Raw genomic sequence first — 12,116 nt, 5'->3', positions numbered from 1 at the left:
GGTGTCGGTGGGGATGTCGGTGGCGGTGCCGGTGGGGGTGACGGGCGGGGATGGGGCCGGATCAGCCGAGCAGCGAACGGCCGATGATCTCCTTCATGATCTCCGTGGTGCCGCCGTAGATGGTCTGGATGCGTCCGTCGGTGAAGGCCTTGGCGATCGGGAACTCGCTCATGTAGCCGTACCCGCCGTGCAGTTGCAGACAGCGGTCGGCGACCCGCTTCTGCAGTTCCGTCGCCCACCATTTGGCCATCGACGCGTGCACCGCGTCGAGGCGGCCCGCCGCGTGCTCGCCGACGCAGCGGTCGACGAAGGTGCGCGTGACGGCGCACTCGGTGGCCATCTCGGCGATCTCGAACCGTATGTGCTGCAGCCGGGCGAGCGGCCGGCCGAAGGCCTCGCGCTCCTTGACGTAGGTGGTGGTGAGGTCCAGCAGGTGCTCGGCGGCGGCCGCCGCGGCGACGGCGATGGTGAGCCGCTCCTGGGCGAGGTTGGCCATCAGGTGGAAGAAGGCCTGGTTCTCGGTGCCGAGCAGGTTCTCCTTGGGCACCCGTACGTCGCGGAAGAAGAGCTCGGCGGTGTCCTGGGCCTTCTGGCCGATCTTGTCGAGGTTGCGGCCGCGTTCGAAGCCGGGCATGCCGCGCTCCACCACGAGGAGGCTCAGCCCCCGCGCACCGCCTTCGGGGGTGGTGCGCGCGACGACCACGACGAGGTCGGCGAGGATCCCGTTGGAGATGAAGGTCTTGGAGCCGCTCAGGACGTAGGCGTCGCCCGCGTCGGTGGCGGTGGTGCGGATGCCCTGCAGGTCGGAGCCCGCGCCGGGCTCGGTCATGGCGATGGCCGTGATGGTCTCGCCGCTGCAGAAGCCGGGCAGCCAGCGCCGCTTCTGCTCCTCGGTGGCCAGTCCGGTCAGGTACGGGCCGATGATGTCGTTGTGCAGGCCGAGGGCGAGCCCGTGCGCGCCGGCGCGGGCGAACTCCTCGGCCAGCACGACCGCGTAGCGGAAGTCGTCGCTGCCCCCGCCGCCGTACTCCTCGGGGACGGCCGGGCCGAGCAGGCCCTGGCGGCCCGCGGCGAGCCAGGCCTCGCGGTCGACGATGCCGGCCTTCTCCCAGCGCTCGTGGTGCGGCAGCACCTCCTTGGCGAGGAAGGTCCGCACGGTCTCCCGGAACGCCTCGTGCTCGGCCGTGAAGAGGTCGCGCTGCATGCTTGTGCCTGCCTTCCGCCGGTGGCCCGGCTACGGGAGCCGGTCCCCGGCCTGCTCGACGAGGGTGGTGGTGGGCGGCGCGGCCCCGGGGGCGGGCGCCGGCAGGTCCCAGTCGCGGGCGACCTCGGCGGTGTGCGCGCCGGGCATCGCGGGCGGACGGCGCAGCGCGCCGGGGGTGGCGGAGAAGCGCGGGGCGGGAGCGGGCTGGGTGATGCCGCCGGCGCCGGCGAAGGTGCCGCGGGCGGCCAGGTGGGGGTGGGCCGCGGCCTCCGTCAGCGACAGCACCGGCGCCGTGCAGGCGTCGCTGCCCTCGAAGACCTCCGTCCACTCCTGGCGGGTACGGGACTTGAAGCGGGCCGCGATCACGGCGCGCAGCTCGTCCCAGCGTCCGAGGTCGCCCCGGTCCGGCGCATCGTGGGGGAGGTCGAGCAGCCGGGCGAACTCCGCGTAGAAGGCGGGTTCCAGGGCGCCTACGGCCATCCAGCCGCCGTCGGCGGTCTCGTAGACGGCGTAGTAGGGGCAGCCGCCGTCCAGCAGGTTGGCGCCGCGCCGGTCCTGCCAGCCGCCGGCGGCGACCATGCCGCGGATCATCGCGCCGAGGTGGGCGACGCCGTCGACGATGGCCGCGTCGACGACCTGTCCGGTGCCGGTGGCGCGGGCGTGGTGCAGGGCCGCGAGGACGCCGGTGACGAGGTAGAGGGAGCCGCCCGCGTAGTCGCCGAGCAGGTTGGCCGGGACCGCGGGCGGTCCGTCGCCGGAGCCGATCATCCCGAGGGCCCCGGCGACGGCGATGTAGCCGATGTCGTGCCCGGCGCGCGGGGCGAGCGGCCCGTCCTGGCCCCAGCCGGTCATCCGGCCGTAGACGAGGCGGGGGTTGCGGGCGTGGCAGTCGGCGGGACCGACGCCGAGGCGTTCGGCGACGCCGGGGCGGTTGCCCTCCAGCAGGATGTCGGCGCGCGCGGCGAGGTCCAGGACCAGCCGCGCGCCCTCCTCGCTCTTGAGGTCGGCGACCACGGAGCGCTTGTTGCGGTTGGTGACGTCGTGCGCCGGGTCGATGCCGAGCCGTGCGCCGCCGGGCCGGTCGACGCGGACGACGTCGGCACCGAGGTCGCCGAGCAGCATGGCGGCGAACGGGGCCGGGCCGATGCCGGCCAGCTCCACCACGCGCACACCGGCGAGCGGCCCGCCGGCGGAGACCGCTTCCCCGGGTCGCGTTCCCGCCTCGGTCATCGGGGGCCTCCGGCTTCGAAACGAGCATGACAGTATTGCTGTAACACTGGCGATGCTATGGATGCGCGATGCCGTTGACAAGGGCCGCAGCCCCGGCGGGCCGCGGTTCGTGTGAGGATCACCGCCATGGAGGAGGCACAGTGGCAGAGGTGACGGACGTGGCGCCGCCGGACGACGCCGTACGGGTGAGGGAGCTCTGGCAGGGCCTGGGCCTGCCGGGGATCGTGGACGTGCACACGCACTTCATGCCGGACCGCGTCCTGGCCAAGGTCTGGGCGTACTTCGACTCCGCCGGCCCGCTCACGGGCCGGCCGTGGCCCATCGCCTACCGCACCGACGAGGACGCGCGGGTGGCCACGCTCCGGGCGTTCGGGGTGCGCGCCTTCACCTCGATGCTCTACCCGCACAAGCCCGCGATGGCCGCCTGGCTGAACTCCTGGGCCGCCGGCTTCGCCGCCCGCACGCCCGACTGCCTGCACACGGCGACCTTCTTCCCGGAGCCGCAGGCGCCGGGCTACGTCCGGCAGGCGCTGGAGGCGGGCGCCCGGGTCTTCAAGTGCCACGTCCAGGTCGGGGCCTTCGACCCCAACGACCCGCTGCTCGACCCCGTCTGGGGGCTGCTCGCGGACAGCGGCGTCCCCGTCGTCACCCACTGCGGGTCCGGGCCCGTCCCCGGCCGCCACACCGGTCCCGGCCCGATCGCGCGGCTGCTGGCCCGGCACCCCCGGCTGCGGCTGGTCGTCGCCCACATGGGGATGCCCGAGTACGGGGCGTTCCTGGACCTCGCCGGGCGGTACGAGGGCGTGCACCTGGACACGACGATGGCCTTCACGGACTTCAGCGAGACCGCGGCGCCCTTCCCGCCCCCGGAGCGGGGGCGCCTGGCCGACCTCGGGGAGCGCGTCCTGTTCGGCAGCGACTTCCCCAACATCCCGTACGCGTACCCGCACGCCCTGGAGGCGCTGACGCGGCTGGAGCTGGGCGACGCGTGGACGCGGGGCGTCCTGCACGGCAACGCCGTCCGGCTGTTCGGGCTCGCCAGGTGACGCCGCCCCTGCGGCCCGGCGGCCCCGAGACGCTCACCACGCCGCGGCTGGTGCTCGAACCGCTGCTGGTGGAGCACGCCGAGGAGATGACCGCCGTGCTCGGCGACCCCCGGCTCCACGAGTTCACCGGCGGCACGCCGTACGACGCGCCGGGCCTGCGCGCCCGCTACGCCCGCCTGGTCGCCGGCTCCGGGGACCCGAGCGTGTCCTGGTGGAACTGGGTGATCCGGCTCCGCGCGGACGACCGCCTCGCGGGCACCCTGCAGGCGACGGTGGCGTGGGACACGCCGGACGGCACGGTCGCGGAGGTCGCCTGGGTGGTCGGCACCCCTTGGCAGGGCCGGGGCATCGCCACCGAGGCGGCCGTCGCCCTCGTCGCCTGGCTCGCCGCGCTCCCCGTGGACCGCGTCGTCGCCCACGTCCACCCCGGGCACCGGGCGTCCGGGGCGGTCGCCGCGGCCGCGGGCCTGGCCGCGACGTCCCTCGTCGTGGACGGCGAGATCCGCTGGCAGCGCGACGTCACCCCGCCCGGCGGCGCACAGGGCGGGTGACGCGGCCCGGGGCGCCTATTCCGGTACTCCGGTACGACGACACTGCCGGACCGCCACGGGCGCCGTTGCGGGCGTCGGGCACCGCCGTGCTGAAGGATGTCCCCCGCCCGGGACATCCCGCACATCCCGGACGTCCCGTCCGACGTCGCACCGGAGGCAGCCCGCATGGCGCCACGTCCGCACTGGCTCTTCGGCGACCAGCTGGGGCCGCACTTCCTCGACCCCGGCGTCCCCGTGGTGATGATCGAGGCACGCTCGGCGTTCGCCCGGCGCCGCTCGCACCGGGCCAAGGCCCATCTCGTGCTGTCCGCGATGCGGCACCGGGCGGCGGAACTCGGCGACCGCGTGCGGTACGTGCGGGCCGACACCTACCGCGAGGGGCTGCGCGAGGCGGTCGGCGACGCGGGCGTGACCGTGTGCCGGCCGAGCTCCCGGGCCGCGCTGCGGCTGGTGGAGTCGCTGGACCGGGTCGAGGTGCTGCCGGACCGCGCATTCCTGGTGCCGCGTGAGGACTTCGCCGGGTGGCTGGAGGGCCGCTCCGGCGGACGCCTGCTGCTGGAGGACTTCTACCGCTGGGTGCGCCGCTCCCACGACCTGCTGATGGACGGCGGCGAACCGGCCGGCGGCCGCTGGAACCTGGACCACGACAACCGGGAGCCGCCGCCGCGCGACCGGGACGGTCTCGGGGTGCCGCCGCCCTGGCGGCCGCACGAGGACGAGATCGACGAGGAGGTGCGGCGCGACCTGGACCGCTGGGAGCGCGAGGGCCGGGTCCGCTTCGTGGGACGCGACGGCCCCCGCCTGTTCCCCGCGACCCGGCGCGAGGCCCTGTCGGCGCTGCGCGCCTTCGTCGCGCACCGGCTGCCGGAGTTCGGGCGCTACGAGGACGCCATGCTCGCCGGGGACCCGGTGATGAGCCACAGCCTGCTCTCCGCCCCCCTGAACCTGGGGCTGTTGCACCCCGCCGAGTGCGTCGAGCGGGCGGAGCGCGCCCTGCGGTCCGGTGAGGCGCCGCTGAACAGCGTGGAGGGCTTCGTCCGGCAGGTCGCCGGATGGCGGGAGTACGTACAGCAGTTGTACTGGCACTTCGGCGCCGGCTACCGGCACCGCAACGAACTGCGCCACCACACACGGCTGCCGCGCTGGTTCCTGGAACTGGACGCGGAAGCGGTGCGGGCGCGCTGCCTGTCGACGGTGCTGGCCCAGGTCCGCGACACGGGGTGGACCCACCACATCCCCCGGCTGATGGTGCTGGGCAGTCACGCCCTCCAACATGGCTGGGACCCGGCGGAGTTGACGGACTGGTTCCACCGCTGCTTCGTCGACGGCCACGACTGGGTGATGGCGCCGAACGTGGTCGGGATGTCCCAGTACGCGGACGGCGGGCTGATGACCACCAAGCCGTACACCTCGGCCGGCGCCTACATCCACCGCATGAGCGACCTGTGCGAGGGCTGTGCCTACCGGCCCGCCGAACGGACGGGCGAGCGCGCCTGCCCGTACACGACCGGGTACTGGTCCTTCGTGCACCGGCACCGGGACCTGCTCGCCGCCAACCACCGTACGGCGAGGGCGGTTCGGGGGCTGGAGCGGCTGGGGAACCTGCCCGAGGTGCTGGCCCTGGAGGAGGAACGCGGACGACGAGCTCCGTGACGGTGCGCAACCTCGGCCGTGCAGGGGGTACGCGAACACCGGTGCCCCCTGGCGATACCTACGAACGAGAGTCGCTTCGTCACTCTGCGTAGCGAACTCAATGCACTTCAGGCACGTATAGTTACCTGCGTCACACCAGTAACAGGGAACGGTTCAGGGGCCCATGTGAGTCTCATACGTAGGGCCGCAGTTGGGCACTGGAGCTGGTTGCTGCCCGACGCGCAGGAGTAGTGAGGAGAAGCCATGCGACCGTTCGCGCTGATTCATGCCCGGCCGGCCACACCCGAAACATTTGTCTCGCCGTACACCTACGATTCCGCCCTGCAGCTGAACGTGCTCCCCGACGGACGCCCCGTCATCACCGACCGCGCGCTGCTGCTCGCCACGGCCGCCACCGTCTCCACCGCAGGCTCCAAGACGCACTTCGACGACTGAGCACCCCGAACCCGATGACCGTCCTGATCCTCACCTCACCCGAGGACGTGACAGCCGACCTCGTGGTGGCCGCGCTGCACGACCGCGGGACGCCGGTGGTCCGCCTGGACCCTGCGGACCTCCCCGGCGAGGTGTCCATGTCCGCCGAGTACGTACGCGGTGACGTACGCGGGTACCTGTCGGTCCAGGAGCGCATGGTGAGCATGGACAGCGTGCGCTCGATCTGGATCCGAAGACCCGGCACACCCGGCGCGGGCGCGGCGGAGCAGTCCGCCTGGCTGACCGCCGAGGCCGGCGGAGCACTGTACGGGGCGCTGCGCTGCGTGCGGGCCCGGTGGATGAACCACCCGGGCGCCGCGGCGCAGGCCCGTTACAAGCCGTGGCAGTTGTTCACCGCGCACCACTGCGGGTTCGCGGTCCCCGCCACGCTCATCACCACCTTCCCGCAGGCGGCGAGGGAGTTCGCCGAGCAGCACCCGCGGCTGGTCGTCAAGTCGGTCTCCGGCACGCACCCGGGCGATCCGCCGATGGCGCTGCCGACCACGCTGGTCGCCCCGGACGCCGACTTCTCCGCGGTGGCCGCCGGGCCGACACTGCTGCAGCAGTACATACCCAAGGCCGCCGACATCCGGCTGACCTGCGTGGGGACGGGGCTGTTCGCGGCCCGCAAGAAGTCCGGCCCCGACCAGGTCGACGGCCGGTTCGGCAGCCCCGAGGACGCCGACTGGGAGCCCGTCGAGCCGCCGGCGCGCATCGCGCGCTCGGTGCGGGAGTACATGGCCGCGGCCGGACTCGCCTACGGCGCCTTCGACTTCGCCGAGGACACCGACGGGACCTGGTGGTTCCTGGAGTGCAACCAGGGCGGGCAGTTCGGCTTCGTCGAGCTGGCGACGGGGCAGCCCATCACCGCGGCCATCGCCGACTGGCTGGGCGGCTGTCAGGACTCCCGTACGCCCCACGGGGCGCCGTAGGAGGTCAGCAGGTCGAGGAAGGGACGCGGTGCGAAGGCCTCCGGGCCCAGCACCCCGCTGCCCGCCCAGGTGCCCGTGGCCATCAGTTCCAGGGCCACGACGGGGTTGACGGCCGTCTGCCAGACGACGGCCTGCGAGCCGTACTCGCGCATCGACCACTGGTTGTCGACGACGTGGTACAGGTACACCTCGCGCGCCCGGCCGTCCTTCGTCCCCTTGACCCACGTCCCGGCGCAGGTCTTGCCGTGCATGCGCTCGCCCAGTGTCGCCGGGTCCGGCAGGCAGGCGGCCACCACGTCCCGCGGGCTGACCCGGGCCGCTCCCAGGTCGCTGCTCACCGCGACGGGTTCGGTGCGGTCCAGGCCGAGCTGGTGGAGGGTCCTGAGGGTGCCGATGAACTCCTCCCCCAGGCCGTACTTGAAGGTGACGCGCCCCGCGTCGACCCAGCGCGGCATCAGCAGCACCTCCTCGTGCTCGACGTTCACGCAACTGACGGGGCCGATGCCCTCGGGGAAGTCGAAGACCTCGGGCTCGCTGAAGGGCGGGGTCGTGAACCAGCCGCGTCCGGCCTCGTAGACCACCGGCGGGTTGAGGCACTCCTCGATGGTGGTCCAGATGCTGAACGACGGTGCGAAGTCGTAGCCGTCGACGGTGAGGTTCGCGCCGTCGCGCACCCCGATCTCCTCGATCGCGTCGAACAGCTCGTCGGCGGCGTAGCGGGCGAAGACGTCCGACAGGCCCGGCTCCACGCCCATCCCGACCAGGGCCAGCCGTCCGGCCTTCTCCCATTCGGCGGCCCGCTCGAACTGCTCGTCACCGAGCTTGACCCCGCACTCCTGATAGGGGCGCTCCGGGTGCGGGCGGGACAGCGACATCGCCATGTCGAGGTAGTCGGCGCCGGCGGCGAGGGCGGCACCGAACAGGGGCATCACGAAGCGCGGGTCGGTGGCGTTGAGCAGGACGTCGCAGCGCCGCTCGGCGAGCAGCGCGGTGACAGCGGCCTCGTCGGAGGCGTCGACGCGGGCGGCGGAGAACCGGCCCGTCCCGTCGTCCACGGCCGCGACGGCGGCCTCGGCGCGGACGAGGTCCCGGTCGGCGACGACCATGGCCTCGAAGAACGAGCGGCGGGCGGCGATCCGGGTGATGGCGGTACCCACCCCGCCGGCTCCCACAAGCAGTACACGCATGGCTGACAAGTCTCCGTTTCCGAGGCGGAGGCGCCTCTGCCCAGGGATGAAACGCCGCCGCGCGACGTATGGTCAATGGTGTTGGCATAAGGCCGGCCCAGACGGGAAGGGAGGGGCACGTGCCAAAGAAGGTCGTCCAGGAGGCGGCACGCCGGCGCCGGCGCCCCACCAGGAGCGGGGCGGTGCTCTCGCACCGGCTGATCGTCGACACCGCGCTGCGGATGCTGCGCGAGCACGGCTCCGCCGGGCTGACCGTGCGCCGGCTGGGCACCGCGCTCGGCGCCGACCCGAGCACGCTGTACCGCTACTTCCGCGGCATGGACGACCTCACCCTGGCCATCGCGGACGACCTGATGGGCCGGGCGGTGGAGGGCTGGCGGTCCACCGGCACCTGGCACGCCGACCTGCGCGACCTGGGGCTGCGCATCCACACGGCGTACCTCGCCCATCCGCAGGCGGCGGTGCTCACCGCCAGCAGGGTCTCCGGCCGCGCCCACGAGACCGCGGCCGACGAGACCGTCCTGGGCATCCTGCGCACCGCCGGGTTCCCCGACCCCGCCGCGGTCGCGATCTACCAGGCCTTCATCGACCAGGCCCTGGCCTTCGCGGCGCTGGACGCGGCGACCCTGGCCCTGCCCGAGGCCGCCCGGTCCGCCGACCGGGACGTGTGGCGGGAGACATACGCGCGCCTCCCGGCGCGGACCCATCCGCACATCGCGGCCACCGCCGGCCTGCTGGTCGACCGCATGAACCGCAGCGCCTACCCCACCGCCCTCGACATGCTCCTGGACAGCGCCGCGGCCCGGCTGGCCGCGTCGCGGGAAGCCTGAGGGCTCACCTCCCGTTCACCTCCCTGCGCATACTTGAAAGCCGGACCTGCCTGTGACCTGCGCGGGTCCGGGATCGCCGGAGCACCCGTCGAGCCCTTCCGCCGGCGTCGCACTGCCCGCCGGCATGACCGCACAACCGTGAGAGGAGCGTGAGCTCCGGCGCCCGCCGCCGGTCCACACGCGGCCGTATGGAGTACGACGTAATGAAGCACCGCCGGACGGACCGAGCCCCCGCCACGAAGCCCCGGTGGCGTGTGACGGTCCCGCGCCTCGCGGTCCTCGGGGTCTGCGCCGGCGCGCTGTGCGCGGTGCCGGCCGTGCAGAACGCCCACGAACGGGCGGTCCCCGCGGCCGGCCGGCACGGCCCGGCCGCCTCCGTCCTGCCGCCTTCGGCACCCCCACGGACGCCGGCGCCGACGGCAACGCCGACCCCGACTCCGACCGCGACCCGGGTGCCGGAGCACGGCGACGGCAGGTTCACCAAGGCCGCCGGCAGCCGGCGGACCATCGGGCACGGCACCCCGCTGCGGTACGGCGTGGAGGTCGAGGACGGCACCGGGTTCTCCGCCGCCTCGGTGGCCGCGGAGGTCGACCGCATACTCGCCGACAAGCGCGGCTGGACGACGGCCGGAGCCGCCTTCCGGCGCGTCGCCGCGCCGCCGTACGACTTCCTCGTACGGCTGGCCACCCCGGACACCACGGACGCCCTGTGCGCGCGGTACGGCCTGGACACCGGCGGCGAGGTCAACTGCAGCGGCGGCAAGGACGTCGTGGTCAACCTCAAGCGCTGGGTGCTGCTGAGCCCGTACTACAAGGGCCGCCCGGCCGAGTACCGCGCCCTGATCGTCAACCACGAGGTCGGCCACCGTCTCGGCCGCGGCCACCGTGGCTGCCCCGGTCCTGGGCGGCCCGCCCCGGCGATGATGCAACAGATCAAGGGCCTGCACGGCTGCGTCGCCAACGCCTGGCCGTACGACCGGCACGGCCGGATGATCACCGGCCCCGCCGTCCCGTGACGGGCGACCGGGCCGCCGCACGCCGGCTACCCGGGCGGCCCCGACCGTCCGGGTAGGGTCGGGACGGTGGCACCGGAACCGGACGGGCTCTTCCCGCTCGACGACGTCCTGCCCGCGCGGCACAGGGCGGCGGGCGGCGCGTCCTTCCGCGACTCCCCCGCCGCCGCCCGTCTGCTGGACGTCCGCACCGTCTACGCGGAGCCGGAGGCGGCCGCGTCCCCGCGGGGGCGGGAGATCCTCGCCCGCTTCCCGGACGCCGTCGTCGTCGAGGTGCCGTCGCACTGGCGGATCCCGGGCCTGCACGGCAACGAGGGCAACGCCGCGCGCTGGGTGCGGGTGAAGACGCGGACCCTGGTCCTCGGGGTGAAGAAGACGCTCACCGTCCGCCCCAACGGCCGCTCGGCCGACTGGATCGCGCCCGGCGCCTCCAACGGCTGCGCCATGGCCTGCGCCTACTGCTACGTCCCGCGCCGCAAGGGCTACGCCAACCCGGTCACCACCTTCACCAACATCGACCGCGTCATCGGCCGCATCGCGCGGCACGTCGCCGAGCAGGGCCGCAAGCCCGCGCCGAACCAGTGCGACCCGCGGGCGTGGGTGTACGACATCGGCGAGAACGGCGACTGCTCGGTGGACGCCCTGATCAGCGACAACACCGCCGACCTCGTATCGGCCTTCCGGCAGTGGCCCACGGCGAAGGCCTCCTTCGCGACCAAGTTCGTCAACCCCGACCTGCTGCGGCTCGACCCCCGGGGACGCACGAGGATCCGCTTCTCGCTGATGCCGCCCGAGGACTCCCGGCTGCTGGACGTCCGCACCAGCCCGGTGGCCGAACGGATCGCCGCCGCGGGCGACTTCCTGGAGGCCGGGTACGAGGTGCACCTCAACCTGTCGCCGGTCGTCGTACGCCCCGGCTGGCAGGCCGCGTGGGCGGAGCTGTTCCGGCACCTGGACGACGTCCTTCCGGCGGCGGTGAAGGCCCAGGCCGCGGCCGAGGTGATCATGCTCACCCACAACGCCGGGCTGCACGAGGTCAACCTGGGCTGGCATCCCCGGGCCGAGGAACTGCTGTGGCGCCCCGCGCTGCAGGAGCCGAAGCGCTCGCAGAACGGGGATCTGAACGTGCGCTACCGCGCCGCGGAGAAGGCGGCGTCCGTACGCCGGCTGCTGGCGCTCGCCGCGGAGCACGCGCCGTGGCTCCGCATCCGCTACGCCTTCTGAGGCTTCCTCCGGGAGTTCCCGTCCGCGGCGTGACACAGACCACGTACGAAACCGTTTCGTTTCGATAGACTCCGACCCTATGCTCAGACGAGTACGAAACCGTTTCGTTTAGGAGGGAGAGGGCCCATGCCCGCACCGGTCACCGCCCCGGTCACCGCCCGCCGCGGCAGCCGCCTCACCCCGGAACGCGAGGCCGCGGTCTACGCGAGCACCCTCGACCTGCTCCGCGAGGTCGGCTACGAGGCCCTGACCATGGACGCCGTCGCCGCCCGCTGCCACTGCAGCAAGGCCACCCTGTACCGCCAGTGGGGCGGCAAGGCCGAGCTGGTCGCCATGGCACTGCGGCACGAGAAGCCCGTCAGCGCCGGGGACGTCGACACCGGGAGCCTCCGCGGCGACCTGCGCGCCCTGCTGACCCTCGAGGACGACCGGCGGCTGGAGCGCGACTGCGCGCTCATGCGCGGTCTGGCCATGGCCCTGCACGCCCACCCCGACCTGCTGCACGCCCTGCGCGAGGTCATGATCCAGCCGGAGCGCTCGGGCCTGGACACCCTGCTGCGGCGCGCCGTCGACCGCGGGGAGATCAGCGCGGACAACCCGGCGATCCCCTACCTCGTGCCCATGCTGCTGGGCGCCTTCGCCACCCGGCAGGTGCTCGAAGGCGTCCCGCCCACCCAGAGGTACCTGCTGGCCTTCCTCGACGCGGTGATCCTGCCCGCGCTCGGCGTCCGCCCCGGACCCGTCCCCGCGCCCGCTCCCTGACGGCGCCCCT

12 protein-coding genes are annotated in these 12,116 nt (G+C 73.7%); 9 read left to right on the top strand and 3 right to left on the bottom strand.

Translation table 11 applies throughout. The features are described from left to right. Positions 1 to 61 precede the first annotated feature (61 nt). Positions 62 to 1,204, bottom strand: coding sequence for an acyl-CoA dehydrogenase family protein (locus ACFV3E_RS32535; RefSeq protein ID WP_500537912.1), 1,143 nt, complete (start codon positions 1,202 to 1,204; stop codon positions 62 to 64). A gap of 30 nt (positions 1,205 to 1,234) precedes the next feature. Continuing rightward, positions 1,235 to 2,434 carry a CaiB/BaiF CoA transferase family protein gene (locus ACFV3E_RS32530; RefSeq protein ID WP_500537911.1) on the bottom strand — a complete coding sequence of 400 codons (1,200 nt, stop codon included), beginning with the start codon at positions 2,432 to 2,434 and terminating at the stop codon, positions 1,235 to 1,237. 140 nt (positions 2,435 to 2,574) lie between these two features. Here ACFV3E_RS32530 and ACFV3E_RS32525 point away from each other — a divergent pair, with 140 nt between their 5' ends. From ACFV3E_RS32525 to tgmB, 5 genes are all read left to right on the top strand, one after another. Then, on the top strand, positions 2,575 to 3,480 hold the full coding sequence (locus ACFV3E_RS32525) for an amidohydrolase family protein (protein WP_500537910.1): 906 nt from the start codon (positions 2,575 to 2,577) through the stop codon (positions 3,478 to 3,480). Then, positions 3,477 to 4,031, top strand: coding sequence for a GNAT family N-acetyltransferase (locus ACFV3E_RS32520; protein ID WP_500537909.1), 555 nt, complete (start codon positions 3,477 to 3,479; stop codon positions 4,029 to 4,031). The genes ACFV3E_RS32525 and ACFV3E_RS32520 overlap by 4 nt, the downstream gene beginning before the upstream one ends. A 165-nt stretch (positions 4,032 to 4,196) precedes the next feature. Continuing rightward, positions 4,197 to 5,684 (top strand): cryptochrome/photolyase family protein, encoded by a 1,488-nt coding sequence (locus tag ACFV3E_RS32515; RefSeq protein WP_500537908.1) that lies wholly within the window; start codon positions 4,197 to 4,199, stop codon positions 5,682 to 5,684. A gap of 243 nt (positions 5,685 to 5,927) precedes the next feature. Beyond that, positions 5,928 to 6,119, top strand: a complete 192-nt coding sequence (gene tgmA / locus ACFV3E_RS32510) for a putative ATP-grasp-modified RiPP (protein WP_500363573.1) — start codon at positions 5,928 to 5,930, stop codon at positions 6,117 to 6,119. Between the two features lie 14 nt (positions 6,120 to 6,133). Continuing rightward, the gene (gene tgmB / locus ACFV3E_RS32505) at positions 6,134 to 7,090 is read left to right on the top strand and encodes an ATP-grasp ribosomal peptide maturase (RefSeq protein ID WP_500537907.1); all 957 of its coding nucleotides are present in this window, start codon (positions 6,134 to 6,136) and stop codon (positions 7,088 to 7,090) included. On the opposite strand, the gene ACFV3E_RS32500 is transcribed toward tgmB, so the two are convergent. After that, positions 7,057 to 8,277 (bottom strand): saccharopine dehydrogenase family protein, encoded by a 1,221-nt coding sequence (locus ACFV3E_RS32500; protein WP_500537906.1) that lies wholly within the window; start codon positions 8,275 to 8,277, stop codon positions 7,057 to 7,059. The two genes, tgmB and ACFV3E_RS32500, sit on opposite strands and share 34 nt — an antisense overlap. A gap of 119 nt (positions 8,278 to 8,396) precedes the next feature. On the opposite strand from ACFV3E_RS32500, the gene ACFV3E_RS32495 reads away from it, so the two are divergent. From ACFV3E_RS32495 to ACFV3E_RS32480, 4 genes are all read left to right on the top strand, one after another. After that, positions 8,397 to 9,107: a TetR/AcrR family transcriptional regulator gene (locus ACFV3E_RS32495; RefSeq protein WP_500537905.1), complete on the top strand. Its 711-nt coding sequence runs from the start codon at positions 8,397 to 8,399 to the stop codon at positions 9,105 to 9,107. A gap of 188 nt (positions 9,108 to 9,295) precedes the next feature. Next, positions 9,296 to 10,123 (top strand): DUF3152 domain-containing protein, encoded by an 828-nt coding sequence (locus tag ACFV3E_RS32490; protein WP_500537904.1) that lies wholly within the window; start codon positions 9,296 to 9,298, stop codon positions 10,121 to 10,123. A gap of 66 nt (positions 10,124 to 10,189) precedes the next feature. Then, positions 10,190 to 11,344 (top strand): spore photoproduct lyase family protein, encoded by a 1,155-nt coding sequence (locus ACFV3E_RS32485; RefSeq protein WP_500537903.1) that lies wholly within the window; start codon positions 10,190 to 10,192, stop codon positions 11,342 to 11,344. 126 nt (positions 11,345 to 11,470) lie between these two features. Next, a complete protein-coding gene (locus tag ACFV3E_RS32480; protein WP_500537902.1) occupies positions 11,471 to 12,106 on the top strand; it encodes a TetR/AcrR family transcriptional regulator in 636 nt (211 codons plus the stop codon). Positions 12,107 to 12,116 lie beyond the last annotated feature (10 nt).

Source organism: Streptomyces sp. NPDC059718, from assembly GCF_042733315.1.
GTDB lineage: Bacteria > Actinomycetota > Actinomycetes > Streptomycetales > Streptomycetaceae > Actinacidiphila.
Note: the sequence above shows the minus strand (reverse complement) of the source record. Positions and strands in the feature narration are given on the sequence as shown.